Genomic DNA, 24,519 nt, shown 5'->3' with positions numbered 1-24,519 from the left:
GAACATGCGTAAAAACGCGACCCGGCTTCTCAGTACCGCCATCGCCTCCGCACTGCTGCTCAGTGCCTGTTCGTCGACGGAACCGAAACCTTCCACCGACGAGGAAAACCGCCAACGCATCATTGCCGATCAGTCGCGCATGTACTCCGGGCAGGAACCGGTCACAGCGCCGATCACCTTTTACGACGCAGCAGCCCGAGCGCTGAAATACAACCTCGACTATCGACTGAAACTGATGGAGAGCGCGCTGGCCTCAGACCTGCGCGACGTGTCCAGCCATGAAATGCTGCCGAAGCTGGTAGCCTCGGCCGGTTATGCCGGACGAAACAACGATTCCGGCGGCACCTCGATCGGCATCGAGGATCGTCAGGTCAGCTTGCGGCCATCGACGTCAGAGGAACGCTACCGCGAAGTCTACGGCCTCGGTTTGAGCTGGAGCCTGCTGGATTTCGGCGTCGCCTATTACCGCACGCAACAGAAATCCGACCAGATTCTGATGGCCGAAGAACGCCGGCGCAAAGTCGCGCAAAACGTCCTGCAGGATGTGCGCAACGCGTACTGGCGAGCACTCGGCGCGCAACGTTTGATGCCGGAAGTCGACAAGCTGCTGATGCGCACCCACACCGCGCTGACCTCCGCGCGTGAAGCGGAAACCCGGGGCCTGTTGCCGCGTCAGGAGATCCTCGCCTATCAACGCGCCCTCCTCGACTCGATCTACTTGCTGACCGTGCGCCGTCAGGATCTGGAATTCGCCCAAGCCGAATTGTCGGCGCTGATGTCGCTGCCACCGGGCTCGAAAATGGTGCTGGCTGACGTGCCCGATCCACCGCTGCCGGAAGTGCGTCAGAGCATGGCGCAGCTTGAACAGCTGTCGCTGGAGAACCGCCCGGAAATCATGGAAGAGTGGTATCGCAAACGCGTCAACCAGAAGGATCTGGAGATTGCCAAGGCGCAGTTGTGGCCGAACGTCAGCGTCGATTTCGGCTACAAATACGACTCGAACAAATACCTCTACAACAACGACTGGATGAGCACCGGCCTGCAAGTGTCGACCAACCTGCTGCGCCTGCTGCAACTGCCGTCGCTCAATGCTGCGGAGAAATCCCAGAGCGAAACCGATGACACCCGCCGCGTGGCGCTGTCGATGGCGATTCTCACGCAAGTGCGCGTTGGCACCCTGCGCTATCAACTGGCGCGTCAGGAAGTGGAGTTTGCTGAAGACAGCCTGCGCGTCGACCGCAGCCTGCTCGACTACGCGCAAGCGGCGAAGACCGGCGCACTTGGCTCGGAGCTGGAAGTGATCCGCTCCGAGGGCCGTTATCTGCTCTCGCGTTATCAGCGTGAAGCGGCGTTCTCCAGTGCCCAAGCGGCGTGGGGGCGGATGTACAACTCGGTTGGCCTCGATGTGCTGCCGAAGGAAATCGACCAACACGACATCAAGACCCTGTCGCGGGAAATCCAGCGCACCCTGAACCAACAAGAACAGCAACGCCTGCTCGTCACTTCGCAAGGAACGCCGAATGCGCAAAATCGCCCTTGAGCCCCGTTTCGGGGTTCTGTTGTTGGCCAGTCTGATCCTCAATGCCCACGCCGAAGACGCACCTTCGGCACCGTCCCTGGAAAGCGCGAGCGCCATTCGTGTGTTGCTCGCTTCGGAGCTGGAAACCACGCTGTCGAGCCAAATGAGCGGCACCCTCGGCGAACTGAAAGCCGGTTTCGGCGAACAGGTCGGCAAGTCCGAACTGCTCGCCCGCTTCAACTGCAACGAGGCCGAAGCGCGGGCCAAAGTCGCAGCGGCAGAACTGGCCATGGCCAAACAGAATCTGGAGGCAAAAAAACAACTGCGCCAACTCAATGCCGTTGGCGATATCGAAGTGTCGATGGCCAACACCGAAGTGCAAAAGGCCGACGGCGCGCGGGCCATGGGTGCCGCGCAAAGCAGTTATTGCCAAGTGCTCGCGCCGTTTTCCGGGCGTGTGGCCAAGGTGTACGTCAAGCCGTATCAGACCGTCACCGCCGGTACGCCATTGTTTGATCTGGTCAGCGATGGCGCGCTGAAAGTGCGTTTGAACGTGCCGTCCAACCTACTGAAAAATCTGAAACCCGGCCTGCCGCTGCAAGTCAGCATTCATGAGACCGGCAAGACCTATCCCGCGCATGTCAGCGGGATCAACTCGCGCGTCGATGCGGTGGCACAAACCGTCGAACTCGAAGCGCGTCTCGACAACAAATATCCCGACCTGATGGCGGGCATGAGCGGCACGGCGCAATTTGATCAAGCTGCGCAACCATGACCATGAACGAGCAATTGCCGCACCCTCACCTGCTGCTCGAACTCGACGCGCTGCGCGACAAGGCCATGGCGGCCGACTCGCTCAACGCGTTGGCATTCAGCATGGCCAACGACTTGTATCCGTTGTTGCAATTTCATCAGGCGCTGGTGTTTGCCCAGCGTGAATCATCACTGGAGTTGTTGAACGTCTCGGGATTGTCCCGGCCCAGTGAAGACTCGCCGTACCTTGTGTGGCTGCGCCGCGCCAGTCGCTGGATCGCCACGCAAGTCCCTGCTGGCGAACCGGTATGGCTGACGCAGGAAACGGTCGACGCACCGGCCGACATCGCCGAAGGTTGGGGCGAATGGTGGCCGTCGGGCGTCTGGTGCGTGCCGATCCAGGATCGCGATGAGCAGCGCCTCGGTTTGCTGCTGTTGCTCCTGGAGCAAGAACCGCCGGCGGTGTTGTGGCAGCACCTCAAAGGTCTGGTCGGTACCTGGGCGTATTGCTGGGCGGCGCTGACCAAGCGCAAGCGTTTCAACCGCTGGCGGCCCAGTCGCAAACAATTGCTGCTGACCGCGATTGTGCTCGGTGCCCTGCTGCTGTTGCCGGTACGGCAAACCGCGCTGGCGCCGACCGAAATCGTCTCGCGCCAGGCACAGATCATCAGTTCGCCCATCGATGGCGTGATCGAGAAGATCGAGGTTCGCCCCAATCAACCGGTCGATGCTGGCACGCTGCTGTTTTCCCTCGACGAAACCACATTGCGCAGTCGCGCCGAAGTGCTCGGCAAGGAAGTCGCGGTGGCCGATGCCGAGTTGCAGGCGGCCAGTCAACGCGCGTTCGACAACCCGCAAAGCAAAAGCGAATTGACCCTGCTTGAAGGCCGCTCCCAACAGCGTCGCGCAGAACTGGCGGCGGTCACCGCGCAGTTGAAGCGCACCAAAGTCCTGTCGCCTCGAGGCGGCGTTGCGGTGTTCAGCGATCCCAACGATTGGCTGGGCAAACCGGTGGTGACTGGCGAACGCATCATGCAAGTCGCTGATCCGACGCAACGGGCGATGCTGATTCAACTGGCCGTAGCCGACGCGATTGCGCTGGAACCGGGCGCCGAAGTCACGCTGTTTTTGACCGCTTACCCGCTGACGCCGCTCAAGGGCAAGATCCTTGAAACCAGCTATCAGGCACGGCCGAGTGACGAAGGCGTGGTCGCCTATCGCTTGCTGGCGAGCATCGACGGCGCACCGGAACACGCGCGACTGGGCTTGCACGGCACCGCGAAACTGTATGGCGGTCGAGTGATGCTCGGTTATTACTTGCTGCGTCGACCACTGGCGACAATGCGGGCGTGGAGTGGCTGGTAATGCTCGATCCGGCCGATCTGCCCCTGCCCCCTCTGCGTGAAGACCTGCGCCTGAGCGAGGCTGCCGATGGCAGCAACGGTGAACCGGCGTGGGTGATTCAAGACACGGTGATCAATCGTTTCTACCGCATCGGCTGGCTGGAATTCGAGTGCCTGTTGCGCTGGGGCCAATCGCCCCGGCAGATCAGCGAGCAGATTGCTGAAGGCACGGCGCTCAAACCCGACGTCGAACAGATTCTCGATTTCCGTCAGTTTCTTGAACAGCATCAGCTGCTGCGTGCCGGCCCGGCGGCGCTGGAAAAGCTCAAAGCAAAAAGCGAAGAAGGCGGCTGGCTGACCTGGCGCTGGTGGCTGCACCATTACCTGTTTTTCCGCATTCCGCTGCTGCGCCCGCAACAACATTTACAGCATCTGGCGAAGGCGCTGGGCTGGCTGTTTCATCCGCTCACCGGCATGCTCGTGCTCGGTTTGAGCCTGCTCGGCATCGTCCTGGTGTTGCAGCAGTGGGACACGTTTACCAGCGCGGTGGTCGAGTCGTTTTCCACCGAAGGCCTGTTGAGTTTTGCCTTGGCGTTGATCGTCGCCAAGACTCTGCATGAACTCGGGCATGCCTTGGTCGCGACGCGGCTGGGCTTGCGCGTCGGGCACATGGGCATCGCGTTTGTGGTGATGTGGCCGATGCTCTATACCGACACCGGCGAGAGCTGGAAACTCAGCCGTTCGCGGCAGCGTCTGGCGATTGCCTCGGCGGGGATCATCACCGAATTGTCACTGGCCGGTCTGTCGACGCTGGGCTGGGCGGTGTGCGATCCGGGGGCGCTGCGCAATGCCCTGCTGTATCTGGCGACCACCAGTTGGTTGCTGTCATTGGCGTTGAATGCCAGTCCGTTCATGCGTTTTGACGGCTATTTCATTCTTTCTGATCTGCTTGATTTTCCCAATCTGCATGAGCGTGCATCGGCACTGGCGCGGGTGACGTTGCGGCGCAATCTGCTCGGTTTGCGCGAGGACTGGCCGGAGACGTTTCCGACCGGTCAGCGGCGACTGTTGGTGACGTTTGCGATCTTCACCTGGATATATCGTCTGGTGCTGTTTCTGGGGATCGCGCTGGCGGTCTATCTGTTCTTCTTCAAGGTCTTGGGGATTTTCCTGTTCATGGTCGAACTGTCGTGGTTTATCGCCCTGCCCGTCATGCGCGAACTCGGTCACTGGTGGAAGCACCGCGCGGCGGTGCCGAGCCGGCGCAAGGTGCAACTGTATCTGGTGTTGCTGGCGATTCTGGCGGGGCTGGCGATCCCTTGGCGCACGCAGATCGATGCAGTGGGCGTGGCGCGGGCCGAGCATCAGATGCGCGTCTATGCGCCCTACCCGGCGCGGCTGCAATCGATTCACGCCGATGGCCCGGTCGAGGCTGGCACCAATCTGGTCGTGCTCGACGAGCCGGACATCGCCTCGCGGGTACGCAGCAGTGAAGCCAATGCGCGCAGTTACGAAGCGCGGCTGTCCGGGCTGATCGCTGATCCCGGTGGTTTGGCTGAGGATGCTGTGACCCGTCAACGCCTCAACGTGCAATTCGAAGAAGCCCGCGCGGCCCGCTCGGAAATCGCCCGGCTGAATCTGCAAACACCGTTTGCCGGGGTGTGGCTGGACGTCAACCCGGACTGGAAACCGGGGCAATGGGTCGGTCGTCAAGAGTCGCTGGGCATGCTGGTTGACCCGCGCAGCTGGCAGGTGGATGCGTATGTCGCGCAGGATCAAGTGCACCGCATGGCCATCGGCGACCGCGTACGCTTCTACCCCGACGGCCAGACCACGCCACGTAGCGGCCGCGTCCTGCAAATCGGCAGCACCCGCGCGAGCCAGTTGTCACACCGCATGCTCTCGTCACGCTTCGGCGGCCCGGTACCCACCACGACTGCCGAGCACTCGTTGATCCCGAGCAGCGCGTTGTTTCAGGTACTGATCCAGCTCGACGAACCCATGCCCACCCTGCGCGAAACCCGTGGGCATCTGAAAATCGAAGGCGAACGGCGCAGTTTGCTGGCCGATGGTGCAACGCATGTATTGGCAGTGTTGATGCGCGAGAGTGGCTTCTAACCCCCAAGCTCTCAACCCATCCCCTCACCACAAGCAAAGGCTGTCCTCCAGACACACCCCAACCCTTGAGAACACATCCAACCCTGTGGCGAGGGGATTTATCCCCGATGGGCTGCGAAGCAGCCCCAAAACCTACAATCCCGGTACACCAGACACACCGCATGCAATGGCTTTGCGACTGCTGCGCAGCCGAACGGGGATAAATCCCCTCACCACAGGGGAATGGGGGTCACCTCAGAAAACTGCACTTCTGCGAAACCCAGCCAGCCATCAACCCCATTCCAACTGACACACCACAAACCCATCTCAACTGACACACCACAAACCCATTCCAACTGACACACCACAAACCCTGTGGCGAGGGGATTTATCCCCGTTGGGCTGCGAAGCAGCCCCAAAACCTGCAATCCCGGTACATCAGACACACCGCATGCAATGGCTTCACGACTGCTGCGCAGCCGATAGGGGATAAATCCCCTCACCACAGGGAATGGGGTGCTTCAAGATGGTGTGTAGGTGGCGCCAAGATGGTGTGTAGGTAGCTCCGGGGAAATTCAGCCCGCCACCACAAAGATAATGATCGGCCCGCACACCGCCAGCAGCACGTTGGAAATCGCATAGCACACGGTGAAGCCAATCACCGGTGTATTGCTGCCGGACTGCTCAATGATCTTGTTCATCGAAGCCGCCTCTGTCTGTGCCCCAGCCAATGCGCCAAAAAGAATCATCGGGTGCAGGCGCAGCACGTAGCGACCGAAATACAGCGCCACCAGCGGCGGCAGAATCGTCACCACGGCGCCGGACAGCAACAACGCCAGCCCTTGCTCTTTCATCGCCGCAAACGCCGCTGGCCCTGCAAGCAAGCCGACCACCGCGCCAAACGCAGTCAGACCGAATTCGGAAAACGCCCATTGCGCCGCCGGTGGCAACGCGCCGATTTCCGGGTGGCGCGAGTTGTACCAGCCAATCACCAATGCCGCGACCAACACCCCGCCGCCAATGCCCAGCTCCACCGGGATCATGCCGATATGCGTCGACAGCAAGCCGATCAACGAGCCCACGACCATGCCCAGCGTGTGCATGGCGATGTCACTTTTGTAATTGTTCTTGCGAATGCGCCCCAGCCGTTTGGCGATCATTTCGACGCTGGCGGTGCGCCCGGTCAACGTAATCACATCCCCCCGGCGCAACACCGTGTTCGGCAACAGCGGCAAGTCATAGCCCTGACGCGTGATGTTGTTGACGAAGCAGCCCAGGCGCTTTTCATTGGCCAAACGGCTTTTCGCCTGATGAATCGTCTTGCCGGCGAACTCCGCCGAGGTCAGCACAATGTCCACCTCGCGGGTCGGAAACGACAGCGACTCAGGATGATCGATCTCCGGCCCGACCCAATGGCTCAGTGTGCCCACCGCGTCGCGCAAGGCATACACACCGACCACATCCCCCGCCATCAACACAAAGTTTTCATCGCGTTCAATCACCTGCCCGGCCCGCACCACGCGCTCGACCGTCAGCGATTCGTGCAGCTTTTCGATGTCGATAATCCGCTGCCCGTCAGCCTGGCCGTTACTCGCCACCTGATGCGCACGCACAACGATCCTCGTGTACGGCACGGTGATCGCCTCTTCTTCCTTGGCGATCCCCAGTTCCAGCTCCAGTTCACGCGCCGATTCGCGCAGATTCACACCGAGCAACTTCGGCGCAATGCTGCCGACAAACACGATCAAACCAATGGTGCCGAACAGGTAGGTGATCGCGTAGGCAATCGCCATGTGGCTGTTGAGTTTCGCCACGGCTGCCGCGTCGAGACTCAACTGATTGATCGCGCTGGTCGCGGTGCCCATGATCGCCGTATCGGTGAGCGCACCGGCACCGAGTCCGGCGGTGAAACCGGCGTCGAAATCAAACAGCCAATACATCGCCAGAATCGCCACCAATGCCGTCGCGCACAACACCACCGACAACAACACCAGTTTCAGCGTGCCGCGATTGAGGCTGCCGAAAAACTCCGGCCCGCTCTTGAAGCCGACCGCGTAGATGAACATCACGAAGAACACCGACTTCAACCCCGTCGGCACTTCCAGACCGATCTGGCCGATCAGCAAACCCATCAACAGCGCGCCGGCCACCGAGCCCAAATGAAAGCTGCCAATGTGAATGCGCCCGACAAATACGCCCAGCGCGATCGCCAGAAACACGGCGATTTCCGGATCAGCGCGTAATGCGTGGAGGACAAAATCGAGCATGGTGCGGACTCCCTTGCAGCGACGGTCACTGATCCTTCGGTTCTTGCGCCGGCGAGGTAAACCACTTCTCTCGCGGCACCCACTTCTCGGCCTGCGGATCGCCCAGATAATGCGGCGACATGATCTGCACGCCGTACTCGTTGAACACGTCCTGAATATTGGCGTGGAGCATGCTCAACAGCACCGCGCGTGGCCGCGGCTGACTCGGAATCGCCTGCGCAACCAGTCGGTACTCAGGATAGAAATCCGACAGCGCGGTCTGAAACACCTGCGCCGCCGGGTCTTCGAGAATCCCCGGCGTGCGTTTGGCCGCTTCCAGCAGCATCGCTTCGACCTGCCGCCACGGTGTGTCGTAGCCGATGGTCACCACCGTGTCGACCACGTAACCCGGGCCTTGCACGGTGCGCGAGTAGTTCTTGGTCACCGTACCGGTGATCAGTGAATTGGGCAGCGTCAGCACTTCACCAAGCCCCGTGCGAATACGCGTGGTGAACATGCCCAACTCGGTGACCGTGCCTTCGTATTCGCCGATTTTGACGAACTCGCCCGGGCGCAATGTGCGGGTATACGTGAGGATTAACCCTGCCGCTGCCTGCCCCACCACGCTGGTCGCACCGAGGGAAATCATCAGACCGATCAACACCGACAAGCCCTTGAACGCATCGGTACCGGCGCCGGGCAGATACGGATAAGCCATCGCCAGCGCAAACAACCAGATCGCCAGCGACGTCAGCCGCTGAGTCGGTTGCAGGGTTTCGTGATTGAGCCAACTGAACGTGCCCGGCGTCGACATGCGCCGCAGCATGCGCCGGGTGAACGCAGTAGCGCCGCGCGCAATAAAGAAAATCGCCAACGCCACGCCCAATCCCGGGACGGCGCCAACGATGCCTTGCAGCAGATAGTCGGCGAGTTCGAACAGGTAGTTGTTGAGGCTTTCACCCCAAGGCCGGGTGTAGGGAAACCGCGACAGGACAAAGCCCAACCACTCATAGGTCAGCAGCAAAATCACCAGCCAGCGCAGCACCAACAGTAAACGGCTGACCAAGGGATAAAGGAAATTGGCGTCGATCACCTGCACCCGCCCGACCTTCAACGCCTTGGTGTGGCGATCCATCAGTTCGGGGAGTTTTCTCAGCAAGCGGCGGCGCATCCAGGCCAGCGCCCACAACAACGCGACATAGATGACGGTGGCCACCGCCGCCAAGGCCAGCGACCTGATGATCAGATCCATGCTGCGCGCTTCACGGGTCTCGGAAACGACCTGACGCAGTTTTTCAGCCGCACCTTCGGCGGCCTGCTGCACCGAGGAATATTGCAGGCTGTCGACATCGTTGGGTGAAACGATGAATGCCCGTTTGTTGCCGAGCAGCACCATGTAACTGTTCTGGATCGAATCGATGCTGATGTTCAGTTCGGCGTCTTCATCGAGCGCTTCACTGATGACCATTTTCGCCCGTTTGACCCGCGAGGCCGGCGCCTCGCCCAGAATGGTTGCGCGAAACAGCATGATGCTGCGATTCGCGACCTTGAGCTCTACCGCATCATTTTCCGCTTTTGCCGCAGCGTCGAGCGCCCAGCCAGACCCCGTCCAGAGCATCGCGAAAACCACTATTAATACAGCCAGCAGCCTGCTTCGCATGCGCCTTTTTCCTTACGCCACAGTTGTTTGTGAGGGATACGTAAGGCAGCGTAGTTGAGCGATGAACGGTTGTCAGATTTCCACAGTCGACAGTTGTTGTGCCCGCCAGTTTCTGGGCGAAACACCCGTCCATTGTTTGAAATGACGGCTGAACACCGAGACGTCGGCGTAGCCCAGATTCAGCGCCAGATCGGTGATGCTGGTCTTGTCCAGCAGCAAGTTTTGCCTGGCGATATCAAGGCGCGTGTCCTGCAGCAGGCGACTGAAGCTGATGTTTTCGGCTTTAAGGCGTTTTTGCAGAACACGTGGCTGCAGCCCCAGCGAGTGACTGACCGCATCGATATTGCATTCGCCGGTGTTGAGCAGACTGCCGATCAGATGGCAAACCTGCGCCTTGAGGTTGTCGGGGTATTGGGTTTTGAGCAATTGCATGCGGTTGTTCCAGTGTTCGCGCATCAAAACCTCATCGGCGAGCGGCGCGCGTTTGAGGTAATCGAAAGGAAAACTGACGCCGTCGAAGCTGCTGTCGAAACGGATTTTTCCGTAGACGTCGGCAAATGACCAACCCGGGGTTTTCAAGGTGCCTTGCTGCAAGTGCAAACGAATCTGCGGGCTGTCGGCGCCCGTGAGAATTTTCACCGCGTTGAACAGGTGCGCGCCGCTGAGCTGCCTCAGTTGCTGCAGCCCGAGTTCATTGGTGAAGTCGAACTTGAACCTGATTTCGGCACGCTCGCCCCGTCGACTGACTTCAAGGTGCAAGCCACTGGCGTGCAGGTACAAGTATTGGCGGGCGAAATTCAATGCCTCGCCCACGGTGGGTTGGCGGCTGCCGGACAGGGCCACGTCGCCAATGGCGAGCAGATTCTGTCTTGATGCCAGCCGCAAACCGAACAGCGGTTCCTGACAATGACGTGCGGTGTCATCCAGCAGGTCTGCGGTTTTTTCATACGACAGATAACTGTTCGGTTCGCGCAATTGCGCCACCACCATGCCGCTGTCACGCAGCAGACTTACCGGGTTGTGACCCAGTTCGGTCACTAGCGCGCTGTAGCCCTCGATGGCACCGCTGCGTAACAGAAACATTGCCTGCATCCTTAGCCGTAAAAAGAGTGATGGATCAGCTACTGACCGTGGGCGCTCAAGGGGAATGTTCCTCAACGGTCTGCGTCAATGGCGTGACGGCTTCGGCAGGTTGATACACCCAGCCAATAAACAGCTCGTAGCCGATCGCCAGAATCACCGGCCCGGTGAACAAGCCGATGATGCCACTGGTGATCATCCCGCCGAGCGCACCGATCAACACCACCGGCATCGGCACGGCCACACCGCGCCCTAGCAGCATCGGTTTGAGGACGTTGTCAGAAAGCCCGGCGATGATCATCCAGATCGCAAAAATAATCGTGCTGGCACTGACACCGCCCTGAGCGAAGGCATAGATCACCACCGGCAGCGTGATCAGCAGAACCGGCAATTGCATGATGCCCAGCAGCAACACCAACAACGCCAGCACGCCGGCTGCCGGAATGCCCATGATCACCAGCGCCACACCGATCAACAGCATCTGAATGAACGCAATCCCGACCACACCCTGCGCCACGGCACGAATCGTCGCGGTACACAGTTCGGCAATCTGCGGCCCGCGCACCGGCCCGGAGACACGACTGGTGATTGCGACGGCTGTCCGCTGACCGCGCTCGCCGTTTTTCATAATTAGCCCGGCAAAGATCAGCGCCAGAATAAACACCACAATGCCGGTGCCGACGCCGGCTACCTGGTGCAGCGCAACCTTGCTCCAGTCTTTCAGATGTGGGGCGACCTGGTGAAAGGCCCAACTCAAATCCTGCGAGGCGTGCAGCCAGATGCCATACAACGGCGCACCGATCAGTGGCCAGTTTTCGACGTTGGCCGGTGGCGGCGGAATTTCGAACTGACCATTCTCCACCGCGTGGATGCCGGTTTGCACCGAGTCCGCCACCGAGGCACCCAGCAAGCTTAACGGCAGCATCAGGATCACCAGCCCGAGAATCACCAGAATCACTGCCGCCCAACCATTACGCCCGCCCAGCTTGGCGCCGAGCATCTGGTTCAGTGGGTAGAGGGTCACCGCGAGAATCAGCGACCAGAGCATCACGTTGAGAAACGGATGAAAGATGTCGTAGCAGAACAGCACCAGAACCGTGATCAAGCCGGCGCGTATCAACACGTCCAGTAACGCCCTTGAGCTGTTGAACGTGAGCAGCGGTTTCTCTTCCATCGTGGTTCTCCTGAGAAGCACCCATTGCGGGATGTCGGTTGGCTCAGCCTAGAACACAACGCCGGGCCCAGCCGTTTTTACGCATGATTTAGCGGCCGGAGGCTTGCCCGGGCGCGGCAGAACTTATTGCGCAGCGCTTGAGTCGTCAATGCCACGTTCGTGATCCATCAACCTTTGTTCGCGAAAAATCAAGTTGCTTATTCGCTTGCTGCGTAACCTTGATGGACTTGCTGAATCGCTTCTCCCGCGATTGAAAAACAACCGCCAATCGCAGCCTTCGCAACGTCTTTCCCTCAGCCGCCCCCTCTCTCATTCAAGGAAAGGGCCGCGCCGTACAGGAATATCAAACCGATGAATTTCACAGAGATTTGGCTCAATGTTGAGCAGTTCTGGCGCTCGCTGGACAATCATCCTTACGTGAACGCCACGCTGACATTGCTGGTGCTGGTGTTCGTCGCGCTGCTGTTGGGGCGTCTGGGTCGCTTTCTGATTCAGCAAGGCGTCCGGTTGCTCGGGCGTCAGGCGTCGATGCGCTGGATCAACGATCTGCACAACAACAAAGTGTTTCTGCGCCTCGGGCAAATCATCCCGTCGCTGATCGTCCAGTTCGGTTTGAACATCATTCCGGGGTTAAGCCCAAAGCTGCAAACCATCCTGGGTGACATCGCCCTGGCCTTCACCCTGTTGTCGCTGGTGATGGCTATCGGCGCCGTGCTCGACACCCTACTGGTCATCTATGCGCGCACCGAACATGCGCGCACCCGCTCGATCAAGGGTTATGTGCAACTGGCGAAAATGCTGTTGTACGTGCTCGGCGCCATCATCATTGTCGCCATTCTGATCAACCGCTCGCCGCTGTTGCTGCTGTCGGGGCTTGGCGCTATGTCGGCGGTGATCCTGTTGGTCTACAAGGACACCCTGTTGTCGTTTGTCGCCAGTGTGCAGTTGACCAGCAACGACATGCTGCGCGTGGGTGACTGGATCGAAATGCCGCAACTGGGTGCCGATGGCGACGTGGTCGACATCACGTTGCACACGGTCAAGGTGCAGAATTTCGACAAGACCATTGTCTCGATTCCGACCTGGCGCTTGATGTCCGACTCGTTCAAGAACTGGCGTGGCATGCAGCAGGCCGGTGGCCGACGGATCATGCGTGACGTGCACATTGATTCCGGTGGCGTGCGCTTCCTGACGGACGAGGAAGAACATCACCTGAGTCAGGTCAGCCTGTTGAGCGCTTATCTGGCGCGCAAACTGCCTGAACTCAAGCACTGGAACGAAGCGCAGGGCAATGTCGCGGCGCTCTCGGCCAATCGTCGCCGCATGACCAATCTCGGCACCTTCCGCGCCTTCGCCCAGGCCTATCTGGACAGCCATCCTTCGATTGCGCGAAACATGACCTGCATGGTGCGTCAGATGCAATCCACCGCTCAGGGTGTGCCGCTGCAGATCTATTGCTTCACGCAAACCACCGTTTGGGCGGACTACGAGCGCATTCAGGCGGATATTTTCGATTACCTGCTGGCCGTATTGCCCGAGTTCGGCCTGAGCCTGTACCAGCAACCGAGCGGTAAGGACTTGCGCGGTGTATTCCCGATGGCTGATGCGATCGTTTGAAACATTGAGCTTGCTCGCGAAAGCGTTGTGTCCATGACGGCGATGGTGAATGAAATGACGCCTTCGCGAGCAAGCCCGGCTCCTGCAATTCTGCGGTGAAATACATTAGGGACTGACTTACTGACGATACATCCGCCAGGCGACTGGTGCGCGGGCCGATTCCCGTCTAAAACTGATGCACGTCCCTATGTATAAGGAAGTTACGGATGAGATCCACGCACTCACTGTTGATTCTTGCACTGGCCGGCTGCAGCGGGCAGGCATTGGCAGGTGGCATTCAGTTGTATGAAGCAGGACAGGAAGGGGCCGGGCTGGCAAATGCCGGGTCGGCGGCGCAGGCCACCGACCCAAGCGTGATGATGAACAACCCGGCGGGCATCGCGGCGCTCAAGGGCACGCAGGTCAGTCTGACCGGTCAGGCGCTGTTTGGCGGCATCAAGTTTGATCGCGACGGCAACAATGACTTTTCCGGCAACGAGGGCGGCAATCCGCTGCCTTTCCTGCCGGGCACCAGTCTGTTCATCAGTCATGAGGTCAATGACCGCGCCAGCATCGGTTTCGGCATGTACGGCAATTTTGGCCTGAGCGTGAAGTACGACGATGACTGGGCCGGCCGCTATTTCACTCAGGAATCGACGCTGATCGGCATCTCATTGCAACCGACCTTTGCCTACAAGATCACCGATGACCTGTCGATGGGTATCGGCCCGCGGCTGGTCTACGGCTACTACTACACAAAAATAGCCATCGACAATAACGCGCTCCTGCCCGGCACGCCGTTCCAGCAGGACGGCAACGTGCAATACAAAGACACCGACACCGGCACCGGGATCAACCTCGGCCTGCGTTATCAACTGGATCCGCGCACCACCGTGGGCCTGGCGTATACCAGCAAGGTCAAACTGGAATTCAAGGATTCGCCCTCGGTGCACGGCATTCGCAATCCGCTGCTCAATTTCGCGTTTTCCCGGGCCAATGTCGACGATCTGGAAATCGACATGAATATCCCGCAAACCGCAACCTTGAGCGTTGCCCACCAGTTGAACGAGCAATGGACATTATTGGGTTCCGTTGACTGGCAGGACTGGAGCGATTTTGCCGACATCGGCGTTTCGGTGGATACCGCCGGTGGCGATGTGTCGCGTTCGGTCAACCGTAAATATCAGGACACCTGGCACCTGTCGCTCGGTGCGCAAAATCAGCTCACGCCGAAACTGCGCTGGAACATGGGCGTGGGCTACGACAGCTCGGCGGTGAAAGACAAGGATCGCACCGTCGACAACCCGATGGCCGAAGCCTGGCGGCTGGCAACCGGCGTCAGCTACAAGATGACCGAAGACATGGACATCAACCTCAACTACACCCTGGTATGGCTCGGTGACATGGACGTTGAACAGACCAAACGCAATGGCCAGTCGCTGTCGGGGAGCTACCCCGACGCCCTCCTTCATATCGTTGGCGGCGGCGCGACCTGGCGTTTCTGATCGACATTGGCCGTCGATGAACTAGCCTGTTTGCATGGAGCTTTCAGTTCGCCCGGCACTGCCTTTTGAAGCTCGCCACGAAATAATTCAGTGAACGCTGAATTATTTCGTATCGCCATGTATCTGAACCCAAAGCGCAATGCCATCAAACAGATAGCACCGATTCAGATCAGGTACAGGGAAACCGCCCATGAAATCCAATGAACAAAGCGTCAGTCCAATCAGACTGAAAGACATCACCATTGTCGACGACGCAAAAATGCGCAAAGCGATTACCGCCGCTGCGCTTGGCAACGCCATGGAATGGTTCGACTTTGGCGTGTACGGCTTCGTCGCCTACGTCCTCGGCAAAGTGTTCTTTCCCGGCGCCGACCCCGGCACACAGATGATCGCCGCGTTGGCGACGTTCTCCGTGCCCTTCCTCATCCGTCCGCTGGGCGGCCTGTTTTTCGGCAGGCTAGGCGATAAATACGGGCGACAGAAAGTCCTCGCCGCGACCATCGTGATCATGTCGCTGAGCACCTTCGCCATCGGCTTGATTCCCTCTTATGCATCGATCGGCATCTGGGCGCCGATCCTGCTGTTACTGGCGAAAATGGCTCAAGGCTTCTCGGTCGGCGGTGAATACACCGGCGCCTCGATCTTCGTCGCCGAATACGCGCCGGATCGCAAACGCGGCTTCCTCGGCAGTTGGCTGGACTTTGGCTCCATCGCCGGTTTTGTTCTCGGTGCCGGTGTCGTCGTGCTGATTTCCTCGACACTCGGCGAAGAGCAATTTGAATCCTGGGGCTGGCGCCTGCCGTTCTTCCTCGCCCTGCCCCTGGGCATGATCGGCCTCTACCTGCGCCACGCACTGGAAGAAACACCGGCATTCCAGCAGCACGTCGAAAAACTCGAACAAGGCGACCGCGAAGGCCTCGCCGATGGCCCGAAAGTCTCGTTCAAGGAGGTCGCCACCAAGTACTGGCGCAGCCTGATGACCTGCGTCGGCGTGGTGGTGGTGACCAACGTCACCTACTACATGTTGCTGACGTACATGCCGAGCTACCTGTCGCACAACCTGCACTACAGCGAAAACCGTGGCGTGCTGATCATCATCGCGATCATGGTCGGCATGCTGTTTGTGCAACCGGCGATTGGTTTTATCAGCGACAAGATCGGCCGCAAACCCTTCATCGTCGTCGGCAGTATCGGCCTGTTCATTCTGGCGATTCCGGCGTTCATGCTGATCAACAGCGGCAAGATCGGCCTGATCTTCTCCGGTTTGCTGATGCTCGCGGTGCTGCTCAACTTCTTCATCGGCGTCATGGCCTCGACCCTGCCGGCGATGTTCCCCACGCACATTCGCTACAGCGCTTTGGCCGCTGCTTTCAACATCTCCGTGCTGATCGCCGGTTTGACCCCGACCATCGTCGCCTGGCTGGTCGAAAGCACCAACGATCTGTACATGCCGGCTTACTACCTGATGGTCATCGCCGTGGTCGGCCTGTTCACCGGCGTCACCATGAAAGAAACCGCCAACCAACCGCTACGCGGCGCGGCCCCGGCGGCTTCGGATCTGGCGGAGGCGAAGGAGCTGTTGAAAGAGCATCACGACAACATTGAGCAGAAGATTGAAGACATTGATGCCGAGATTGCTGAGCTGGAGGCGAAGCGCAAGAACCTGGTGCAGCAGCATCCGCGGATTAATGAGTGAGGTTGGTTTCTAGGGGTGGGGGCATATCCGTTGCTGCGGTGATGGCTGCTGGCGGTTTCGCTCTTACAGCGAGTCACCTTTTCCAGACGCCGGAGTGCCGGCCCAGCGAAAAGTAAGCAAAAGGCTTTCGCCCCGGCGTACGGCACTTCGCTGAGGCTCAGTGTTCCCTCGCTACGGTGTCCATCCGGGGACATCGCCTACGGTTTGCTTCGCTGCACCTCCTCTCGATGTGTGCGGCTGCGCCGCACGGCGCTACGCGCCAACCCCGGATGGACACCTACGCTCGGCCTGCCGAAGGGGCTTGAGATCAAAAACCAGATCAAGATCAAAGGCCCCTCACCCTAGCCCTCTCCCGGAGGGAGAGGGGACTGATTGCGTGGAATGGAAGAGGTACGCCGACGTGAAAGACCGAGTCGAACGCATATCTTGAAAATCCCACCAATCGGCCCCCTCTCCCTCCCGGAGGGAGAGGGGACTGATTGCGTGGAATGGGAGAGGTACGCCGACGTGGAATACCGAGTCGCACACACATTTTGAAAAGCCCACCAATCGGCTCCCTCTCCCTCGGGAGAGGGCTGGGGTGAGGGGCAGCAACAACACAAATCAAAAGCCGTGCGCCCCCCGCTCCTCACCACTCAATAGGCCGAGTGTCAGCTCGCCTGCTTTTGATCTTGATCTCGGAGCCCGTCGGCAGGCTGAGCGGAGGGATTGATCCGGGGGTGGGAGCGCAGCGACCGTTTGGCGCAGCCAAACACAGCGAGAGGAGGTGCAGCGAAGCAAACCGTAGGCGCTGCCCCCCGGATCAATCCCGCAGCGAAGGAACCCGAGCCACAGCGAGGGCCGAACGTCAGGGCAAAGCCTTTTCGGTTACCTTTTCGGCGTTTGGAAAAGGTGACTCGCCGTAAGGGCGAAACCGTAATCAGCAACACCCGCAGCAACGGATATGCCCCCAATCACCCAACCAACATCCCATGACACATCAACCCCAACACACTCCGCATATGCCGCGAATGCGCCTCCCGATCCGGCATCACCTCAGTCGCCAACCGAATAAACGCCACATTCGCATACTGATTAAACACTGTCGCCGCCACATCAATATCAACCGAGTCTCGAATCCTGCCAACCCCCTGAAAATGCACGAGCAGCGCCTTGGTCTCCTCAATCACCGCCGCATTCCAAGGATCAAGCGCACGAGCCAATTCCCCGGTAAACAAAAACGGCGCCAACTCCCGCCACAGTGAAGCCGGCATAGCCTCCAACTGGTAATGCGTCATCAACCCCTCAAACGCACACAACGCCTCCAGCGGATCACTGTCGTCATCAAGACGAGCCCGCGAATCGCGCATGGCTTTTTCGTCAGGCTGCTTCAGCAACGCCAACAAAATCTCCTGCTTGCCGCCGAAATAATTCACCACCGTCGGCGCCGACACCCCGGCCTGCACCGCGATCTGATCCAGCGTCGTCGCCGCAAACCCGTTGGTCTTGAACAGCTCCAGCGCCGCCTCGGCAATCACCTGCCGGCGCTGTTCCTTTTGCCGCTCTCGAAGTCCGCTCATGTTGCCTCTGATGATGCTTGCCAATGACCCTCAGCCTACGGCGATATTTTTTCACCGACAAATATTTTCTTTACAAAAATATTTTTAGGTGACAAAACTTTACTCGTGCAGCGCGGCAACGAACGCACTCACCCGCCCTTTTCTCTGGAGATCAGCCATGTCCGCCGAATTCGATTCGACCCGCAGTACCAGCGATTACCAAGCCGCCGATGCCGCGCACCACATTCACGCGTTCGTCGACCAAAAGGCCCTCAACGAAGAAGGCCCACGGGTGATGGTCAGCGGTGATCGCCTGGCGCTGTGGGACAACGATGGCAATCGCTACCTCGACGGCATGTCTGGCCTGTGGTGCACCAACCTCGGTTACGGCCGCAAGGATCTGGCCGCCGCCGCAACCGCGCAGCTGGAACAGCTGCCCTACTACAACATGTTCTTCCACACGACCCACCCGGCGGTGATCGAACTGTCCGAGCTGCTCTTCAGCCTGCTGCCCAAGCACTACAGCCACGCGATCTACACCAACTCCGGCTCCGAAGCCAACGAAGTGCTGATCCGCACCGTGCGCAAGTTCTGGCAAGTGATGGGCAAGCCCGAGAAGAAAATCATGATCGGCCGCTGGAACGGCTACCACGGCTCAACCCTCGCAGCGACGGCGCTGGGCGGCATGAAGTTCATGCACGAAATGGGCGGCACCATCCCGGACGTCGCGCACATCGACGAGCCGTACTGGTTTGCCCACGAAGGCAACCTCAGCCCGGAAGAGTTCGGCCTGCAAGCGGCGCAGCAACTGGAAGACAAGATTCTAGAGCTTGGCGCTGACAAGGTTGCAGCCTTTGTCGCCGAACCGTTCCAGGGCGCGGGCGGCATGATCATTCCGCCGGCTACTTACTGGCCAGAAATCCAGCGAATCTGCCGCAAGTACGACGTGTTGCTGTGCGCCGACGAAGTGATCGGCGGGTTCGGCCGCACCGGCGAATGGTTCGCGCATCAGACCTTCGGTTTCGAGCCCGACACCCTGTCGATCGCCAAGGGCCTGACCTCCGGTTACATCCCTATGGGCGGTCTGATTCTGTCGCGGCGTATGGCCGATGCACTGGTTGAGAAAGGTGGCGTGTTCGCCCACGGCCTGACTTATTCCGGGCACCCGGTGGCGGCTGCCGTGGCGATTGCCAACCTCAAGGCGTTGCGCGATGAAGGCGTGGTCGCTCAGGTGAAGGCTGATACCGGGCCGTACCTGCAAAATTGCTTGCGCGAGGTGTTTGGTAATCACCCGTTGATCGGCGAGATTCAGGGCGTCGGCCTGGTGGCCGCGTTGCAGTTTGCTGAGGACAAGGCCAGCCGCAAGCGCTTTGCCAACGAAAACGACATGGCCTGGCGTTGCCGCACGATCGGTTTTGAAGAAGGCTTGATCATCCGCTCGACACTGGGCCGGATGATCATGGCGCCGGCGCTGGTAGCTACCCGGGCGGAGCTGGATGAGTTGATCGACAAGACCCGAATTGCCGTGGATCGCACGGCGCGGGAGTACGGCGTCCTCTGATCGGTTGGCGGGTCGGACGCCTTCGCGAGCAGGCTCGCTCCCACATTTGGAATGCATTTCCCTGTGGGAGCGAGCCTGCTCGCGAATGGGCCAGCCAACATAATTATTGGCGGACAAAGTTAGATCCCGCCGATTACTCCGCGCGCCGCTTGGTGTTAAATAGGCGCCAGTCTTCACCTTGTCGCTTAAAGCTGTGCAACGAGAACCGATATGAACACCCATTCCAAGAAAAACACCCACATTCCAACGGCGGTGACCGCATGATCGAAGTCACCGAAGTTTCCATTGCGCAACTGCGCGCTGCGCTGGAGTCCGGCCAGACCACCTCGGTCGAGCTGGTGCAAGCCTACCTCGCGCGCATCGACGCCTACGACGGCGCCGACACCCCGACGGCGCTGAATGCCGTGGTGGTGCGCAACCCTGAAGCGCTGAACGAAGCGCAAGCCGCCGATGCCCGTCGCGCCAAAGGTGAAACCCTTGGCCCGCTCGATGGCATCCCCTACACCGCCAAAGACAGTTATCTGGTGAAGGGACTGACCGCCGCGTCCGGCAGCCCGGCGTTTGCCGATCTGGTCGCCTATCGCGACGCCTTCACCATCGAGCGCCTGCGCGCGGCCGGGGCGATTTGCCTGGGCAAGACCAACATGCCGCCGATGGCCAATGGCGGCATGCAGCGTGGCGTTTATGGCCGCGCCGAGAGCCCGTACAACGCTGATTACCTGACCGCACCCTTTGCTTCCGGCTCGTCCAACGGCGCCGGGACTGCCACCGCTGCCAGTTTCGCCGCGTTCGGTCTGGCCGAAGAAACCTGGTCGAGCGGTCGCGGCCCGGCCTCGAATAATGGCCTGTGCGCCTATACGCCGTCGCGCGGCGTAATTTCGGTGCGCGGCAACTGGCCGTTAACCCCGACCATGGACGTTGTGGTGCCGTACGCGCGCACCATGGCTGACTTGCTCGAAGTCCTAGACATCGTCGTCGCCGAAGACCCGGACACCCGTGGCGACCTGTGGCGCCTGCAACCCTGGGTGCCGATCCCGAGCGTCAGCTCCGTGCGCCCTGCTGCTTATGCTGATCTGGCCGCCGACGCGAAAGCGCTGGCCGGCAAACGATTCGCCGTACCACGCATGTTCATCAATGCCGATCCTGAGGCTGGCACCAGCGAAGCACCGGGCATCGGTGGCCCGACCGGCCAGCGCATCAACACCCGCGAATCGGTGATTGATCTGTGGAAACAGGCACGTCTGGCACTCGAAGCGGCGGGCGCTGAAGTGATCGAAACTGACTTCCCGCTGGTCTCCAACTGCGAAGGCGATCGTCCTGGCGCGCCGACCGTGTTCACCCGTGGTCTGGTCTCGAAAGAGTTTCTTCACCATGAACTGTGGGATCTGACCGCTTGGGCGTTCGACGACTTCCTGCAAGCCAACGGCGATCCGAAGCTCAATCGTCTGGTTGACGTCGACGGGCTGAAGATTTTCCCGCACGAGCCGGGCACCCTGCCCAACCGTGAGGGCGATCTGGTCGCCGGCATGGACGAATACGTGCGCATGGCTGAACGCGGGATCACGCCGTGGAATGAAATCAGCACCGTGCCCGATGGCTTGCGTGGGCTAGAAGAGACGCGTCGCATCGATCTGGAAGAGTGGATGGATAAGCTCGGTCTCGACGCCGTGCTGTTCCCGACGGTGGCCGATGTGGGCCCGGCGGATGCCGACGTTAACACGGCATCGGCGGACATCGCCTGGAGCAACGGCGTCTGGGTGGCCAACGGCAACCTCGCGATCCGTCATCTCGGGGTACCGACCGTCACCGTGCCGATGGGCGTGATGGCCGACATCGGTATGCCGGTCGGCCTGACCTTCGCCGGTCGCGCTTACGACGATTCGAGCCTGCTGCGCCTAGCCGCCGCATTCGAATCGACCGGCAGCAAACGCCAGATCCCGCCACGCACCCCGCCACTGTCGTAACACCATCCCTGTAGGAGCTGCGGCACGCTGCGATCTTTTGATCCTTGGTTTTTTGCAATCAAGATCAAAAGATCGCAGCGTGCCGCAGCTCCTACAAGGGCCCATCAAGTCAGCACATTGGCTCAATCGCCTGCTCTGAAATCCCGCGATCATCGGTGCCACTTCAATTGCTGCTGGCCTCCGACCATGATTGATCGCGCTCCCTCGCGTATCACCCTGCTAGCCCTGCTCTGTGGTCTGTCCGGAACCGGCGCCGCCAGCGATTTCTTTGACGACGCGAAAACCGAAATCCTTCTGCGCAATTTCTACCTGAGCAACGACTACCGATCCCCCTCACCCAGCGGCAAAAACTATAAACAGGAATGGGCGCAAGGGTTTATCGGTACCTTCTCATCAGGTTTCACTGAAGGAACACTTGGCTTTGGCATCGACGCCCACGCCTTTTCCGGGATCAAACTCGATGGCGGCAAGGGCCATTCCGGCACGGGTTTGCTGCCGGTCGACAGTGACGGCCGCAGCGAAAGCAACTACTCCAGCGCCGGCGGTGCACTCAAGCTGAAAACCTCACGCACCACTCTGGCGTTCGGCGAAATGACCGTAGAAACGCCGGTCTTCGACACCTCCGACAAACGCCTGCAACCGGAGTACGCCACGGGTTTGCTGCTCAACAGCCGAGAGATCGACAACCTGAATCTGGTCGCCGGACATTTCACCGCGTTCAAGAATCAGGACAGCTCATCGGGCAAAGGCGATTTTTACGGCTACGGCGCCAATACCGCAGCCGGCGGCATCAGTTTTATCGGCGCCGATCTGTTCGCTGACAGCCCACTCGGCGGCGCGCTCTACGCCTCCGACCTGAGCGACACTTGGCGCCAGTACTACGGCAATCTGCATTTCAAGCAATCCGGCCTGCTGCTCGACGCCAACCTCTACCACACCCGCAACACCGGTCAGGCGCTGGCCGGCGCGATCGACAACACAGCCTTCAGCCTGTCCGGCAAATATGCCTTCGGCGCGCACGCAGTAATGCTTGGCTGGCAGCGAGTCAATGGCGACACGCCGTTCGATTTTGTCGGCGGCGACTCGATCTACCTCGCCAACTCGATCAAATACGCCGACTTCAACGGCGCCCACGAACGCTCCTGGCAAGCACGCTACGACCTCGACCTCGGCGCCTTCGGCATCCCCGGCCTGACCTTCATGACCCGCTACGTCACCGGCGACCACATCGACGGCACCCACGCCCCGGTTGGCGGCGCGTATCAATTTCAGCAAGGCGATGGCGGCAAACATTGGGAGCGCGACATCGACATGAAATACATCGTCCAGTCCGGCGCGGCAAAAGACCTCTCAGTACAACTTTCCCACGTCTCCCACCGCGCCAACGAAGCCCAGGCCGGCGACGACATCGACCGCATCTACATCGTCATCCAATACCCGCTCGCCTTCTGACAGAACAAATCACCCTGCCCGAAACACAATCAAAACTGTGGGAGCGGGCTTGCTCGCGAAAGCGGCGCATCAGTCGCCCGCAATGTTGACTGACCCACCGCTTTCGCGAGCAAGCCCGCTTATCGGGATGAGAGGGATGGTTGGCAAGCTGAATGCCCGGGGTGCTTAAAGCACGTGTGGGAGCCCAAGCTGCCAATCATCTCTCGCTCTGGTTATTGAGCCCGAACAGTTGAACGAGCCGACCTCGAACAGTACAAGCGTGGTGCCCAACCAGAGTGCTCTCACCTTTGAGTGTAAGAGGATTCCGCCATGTTTTCCTGCGCCGGTATCGATGTCGCCAAAGATACTCTTGAGATTCGGATTAACCCGCAAGACGTAGGTGCGAGTTTTTCCAATAGCATCAGTGACTTCCCCAAGCTTATTGATTGGTTTAATTGCTACAAGGTCAATCGCGTGTTGCTTGAAGCCACAGGTGGTTATGAGCGAGAGGTCATGAAAGCGCTTCAGGCCGGGGGGTTCGACGTTATACGAATCAATCCTCGCCGCGCCAAGAGCTTTGCCAGTGCAATGGGCCAACGCGCTAAAACCGACCCGATTGATGCACGACTTCTTGCGCAGTTTGCAGAAGTCATAAAGTCGCCTAACAGTCGAGTCTCTAGCCCTGAGCAGGATAATTTGCGTGCGCTCGTACAGCAGCGTGAAAACTTTGTTCAGCAACAAAGTGACGATTTGCGACGCATCAAAACGGCTTCAGCAGATTTGGTGAAACCCTTGTTGCAGAGCCATATCGACTATTTAACCCAGGCAATAAAGTCGATAGAAAAGCTGATCCGTCAAAGTGCGAAAAAACTGGACAGTGATAAAGCTGCGCGCTTGTGCTCGGTCAAGGGTATCGGGCTCGTGACGGCTGCCAGTTTAATGGCCTATTTACCTGAGCTGGGTGAGGTTGGACGCCACGAAATAGCAGCTTTGGCAGGTATAGCCCCTTACAACGACGACAGCGGGAAACACAAAGGACTTCGACACATTGAGGGGGGGAAGATTTTCCGCTCGCCGCGCGATGTACATGGCAAGTTGGGTCGTGATTACGCGCCAGTCCGAGTTTCAGGCTCGATATCAAACCCTACGCAACAAAGGAAAATGCGCAAAAGTAGCGCTGATCGCCTGCATGCGTGTGCTGTTGATAAGACTGAACGCAATGATCCGAGATCGAACGCCATGGAAGGAACAGTTGGCTTGAAATAGAGCGGTGTTTCTGGGAAAAAATGCACGGCTATGGGCTGTGGGAGATCAGCTGCCTATCACCCTGCATTCAAAATAAAGGGTATCAAGACA

Annotated in this window: 16 protein-coding genes; 11 read left to right on the top strand and 5 right to left on the bottom strand. The window is 59.5% G+C overall.

The genetic code is table 11. From position 1 onward, the window contains the following. The first annotated feature begins 4 nt into the window (after positions 1-4). Genes ACP3TY_RS11355 through ACP3TY_RS11340 form a run of 4 tightly spaced genes read left to right on the top strand, consistent with a single transcriptional unit; the run spans position 5 to position 5,733 of the window. Positions 5-1,540: a TolC family protein gene (locus ACP3TY_RS11355; protein ID WP_053120049.1), complete on the top strand. Its 1,536-nt coding sequence runs from the start codon at positions 5-7 to the stop codon at positions 1,538-1,540. After that, complete coding sequence (locus ACP3TY_RS11350) at positions 1,521-2,294, top strand: efflux RND transporter periplasmic adaptor subunit (RefSeq protein WP_159811821.1); 774 nt, start codon at positions 1,521-1,523, stop codon at positions 2,292-2,294. Before ACP3TY_RS11355 ends, ACP3TY_RS11350 begins: the two co-directional genes overlap by 20 nt. Then, on the top strand, positions 2,291-3,637 hold the full coding sequence (locus ACP3TY_RS11345; RefSeq protein WP_426619994.1) for an efflux RND transporter periplasmic adaptor subunit: 1,347 nt from the start codon (positions 2,291-2,293) through the stop codon (positions 3,635-3,637). The genes ACP3TY_RS11350 and ACP3TY_RS11345 overlap by 4 nt, the downstream gene beginning before the upstream one ends. After that, on the top strand, positions 3,637-5,733 hold the full coding sequence (locus ACP3TY_RS11340; protein WP_426619993.1) for an HlyD family efflux transporter periplasmic adaptor subunit: 2,097 nt from the start codon (positions 3,637-3,639) through the stop codon (positions 5,731-5,733). The genes ACP3TY_RS11345 and ACP3TY_RS11340 overlap by 1 nt, the downstream gene beginning before the upstream one ends. A 554-nt stretch (positions 5,734-6,287) precedes the next feature. On the opposite strand, the gene aspT is transcribed toward ACP3TY_RS11340, so the two are convergent. The 4 genes from aspT to ACP3TY_RS11320 all read right to left on the bottom strand — a co-directional run bounded on the left by aspT (position 6,288) and on the right by ACP3TY_RS11320 (position 11,872). Then, on the bottom strand, positions 6,288-7,979 hold the full coding sequence (gene aspT / locus ACP3TY_RS11335) for an aspartate-alanine antiporter (RefSeq protein ID WP_426619992.1): 1,692 nt from the start codon (positions 7,977-7,979) through the stop codon (positions 6,288-6,290). A 25-nt stretch (positions 7,980-8,004) separates the two neighbouring features. Continuing rightward, positions 8,005-9,618 carry a mechanosensitive ion channel family protein gene (locus ACP3TY_RS11330; protein WP_426619991.1) on the bottom strand — a complete coding sequence of 538 codons (1,614 nt, stop codon included), beginning with the start codon at positions 9,616-9,618 and terminating at the stop codon, positions 8,005-8,007. 72 nt (positions 9,619-9,690) lie between these two features. Beyond that, complete coding sequence (locus ACP3TY_RS11325; protein WP_426619990.1) at positions 9,691-10,701, bottom strand: helix-turn-helix domain-containing protein; 1,011 nt, start codon at positions 10,699-10,701, stop codon at positions 9,691-9,693. Positions 10,702-10,756: 55 nt separating this feature from the next. Beyond that, positions 10,757-11,872, bottom strand: a complete 1,116-nt coding sequence (locus tag ACP3TY_RS11320; protein WP_400645582.1) for an AI-2E family transporter — start codon at positions 11,870-11,872, stop codon at positions 10,757-10,759. Between the two features lie 351 nt (positions 11,873-12,223). On the opposite strand from ACP3TY_RS11320, the gene ACP3TY_RS11315 reads away from it, so the two are divergent. The 3 genes from ACP3TY_RS11315 (at position 12,224) to proP (ending at position 16,669) form a co-directional block, all read left to right on the top strand. Further along, positions 12,224-13,489, top strand: a complete 1,266-nt coding sequence (locus ACP3TY_RS11315; protein WP_282351649.1) for a mechanosensitive ion channel family protein — start codon at positions 12,224-12,226, stop codon at positions 13,487-13,489. A 206-nt stretch (positions 13,490-13,695) separates the two neighbouring features. Next, positions 13,696-14,973: an OmpP1/FadL family transporter gene (locus tag ACP3TY_RS11310; protein ID WP_426619989.1), complete on the top strand. Its 1,278-nt coding sequence runs from the start codon at positions 13,696-13,698 to the stop codon at positions 14,971-14,973. A 190-nt stretch (positions 14,974-15,163) separates the two neighbouring features. Further along, complete coding sequence (gene proP / locus ACP3TY_RS11305; RefSeq protein WP_053120021.1) at positions 15,164-16,669, top strand: glycine betaine/L-proline transporter ProP; 1,506 nt, start codon at positions 15,164-15,166, stop codon at positions 16,667-16,669. Positions 16,670-17,622: 953 nt separating this feature from the next. Here the strand turns inward: proP and ACP3TY_RS11300 are convergent. Further along, positions 17,623-18,228, bottom strand: coding sequence for a TetR/AcrR family transcriptional regulator (locus ACP3TY_RS11300; RefSeq protein ID WP_426619988.1), 606 nt, complete (start codon positions 18,226-18,228; stop codon positions 17,623-17,625). A gap of 157 nt (positions 18,229-18,385) precedes the next feature. On the opposite strand from ACP3TY_RS11300, the gene ACP3TY_RS11295 reads away from it, so the two are divergent. The 4 genes from ACP3TY_RS11295 (at position 18,386) to ACP3TY_RS11280 (ending at position 24,429) form a co-directional block, all read left to right on the top strand. Then, a complete protein-coding gene (locus ACP3TY_RS11295; protein WP_426619987.1) occupies positions 18,386-19,768 on the top strand; it encodes an aspartate aminotransferase family protein in 1,383 nt (460 codons plus the stop codon). 260 nt (positions 19,769-20,028) lie between these two features. Further along, a complete protein-coding gene (locus ACP3TY_RS11290) occupies positions 20,029-21,732 on the top strand; it encodes an amidase (RefSeq protein WP_426619986.1) in 1,704 nt (567 codons plus the stop codon). A 186-nt stretch (positions 21,733-21,918) separates the two neighbouring features. After that, positions 21,919-23,184, top strand: coding sequence for an OprD family porin (locus ACP3TY_RS11285; RefSeq protein WP_426619985.1), 1,266 nt, complete (start codon positions 21,919-21,921; stop codon positions 23,182-23,184). A gap of 309 nt (positions 23,185-23,493) precedes the next feature. Further along, a complete protein-coding gene (locus ACP3TY_RS11280; RefSeq protein WP_426619984.1) occupies positions 23,494-24,429 on the top strand; it encodes an IS110 family transposase in 936 nt (311 codons plus the stop codon). The last annotated feature ends 90 nt before the right edge of the window (positions 24,430-24,519 follow it).

It is taken from the genome of Pseudomonas rustica (assembly GCF_049959085.1).
In the GTDB taxonomy this organism is placed as follows: Bacteria; Pseudomonadota; Gammaproteobacteria; order Pseudomonadales; family Pseudomonadaceae; genus Aquipseudomonas; species Aquipseudomonas rustica.
This window is presented reverse-complemented; position numbering and strand designations above follow the sequence as displayed.

Bases quoted from the DNA above. Each gene is read 5' to 3' on its own strand.
- ACP3TY_RS11355 (WP_053120049.1), top strand. From the start codon at position 5: ATGCGTAAAAACGCGACCCGGCTTCTCAGTACCGCCATCGCCTCCGCA.
- ACP3TY_RS11350 (WP_159811821.1), top strand. From the start codon at position 1,521: ATGCGCAAAATCGCCCTTGAGCCCCGTTTCGGGGTTCTGTTGTTGGCC.
- ACP3TY_RS11345 (WP_426619994.1), top strand. From the start codon at position 2,291: ATGACCATGAACGAGCAATTGCCGCACCCTCACCTGCTGCTCGAACTC.
- ACP3TY_RS11340 (WP_426619993.1), top strand. From the start codon at position 3,637: ATGCTCGATCCGGCCGATCTGCCCCTGCCCCCTCTGCGTGAAGACCTG.
- aspT (WP_426619992.1), bottom strand. From the start codon at position 7,979: ATGCTCGATTTTGTCCTCCACGCATTACGCGCTGATCCGGAAATCGCC.
- ACP3TY_RS11330 (WP_426619991.1), bottom strand. From the start codon at position 9,618: ATGCGAAGCAGGCTGCTGGCTGTATTAATAGTGGTTTTCGCGATGCTC.
- ACP3TY_RS11325 (WP_426619990.1), bottom strand. From the start codon at position 10,701: ATGTTTCTGTTACGCAGCGGTGCCATCGAGGGCTACAGCGCGCTAGTG.
- ACP3TY_RS11320 (WP_400645582.1), bottom strand. From the start codon at position 11,872: ATGGAAGAGAAACCGCTGCTCACGTTCAACAGCTCAAGGGCGTTACTG.
- ACP3TY_RS11315 (WP_282351649.1), top strand. From the start codon at position 12,224: ATGAATTTCACAGAGATTTGGCTCAATGTTGAGCAGTTCTGGCGCTCG.
- ACP3TY_RS11310 (WP_426619989.1), top strand. From the start codon at position 13,696: ATGAGATCCACGCACTCACTGTTGATTCTTGCACTGGCCGGCTGCAGC.
- proP (WP_053120021.1), top strand. From the start codon at position 15,164: ATGAAATCCAATGAACAAAGCGTCAGTCCAATCAGACTGAAAGACATC.
- ACP3TY_RS11300 (WP_426619988.1), bottom strand. From the start codon at position 18,228: ATGAGCGGACTTCGAGAGCGGCAAAAGGAACAGCGCCGGCAGGTGATT.
- ACP3TY_RS11295 (WP_426619987.1), top strand. From the start codon at position 18,386: ATGTCCGCCGAATTCGATTCGACCCGCAGTACCAGCGATTACCAAGCC.
- ACP3TY_RS11290 (WP_426619986.1), top strand. From the start codon at position 20,029: ATGATCGAAGTCACCGAAGTTTCCATTGCGCAACTGCGCGCTGCGCTG.
- ACP3TY_RS11285 (WP_426619985.1), top strand. From the start codon at position 21,919: ATGATTGATCGCGCTCCCTCGCGTATCACCCTGCTAGCCCTGCTCTGT.
- ACP3TY_RS11280 (WP_426619984.1), top strand. From the start codon at position 23,494: ATGTTTTCCTGCGCCGGTATCGATGTCGCCAAAGATACTCTTGAGATT.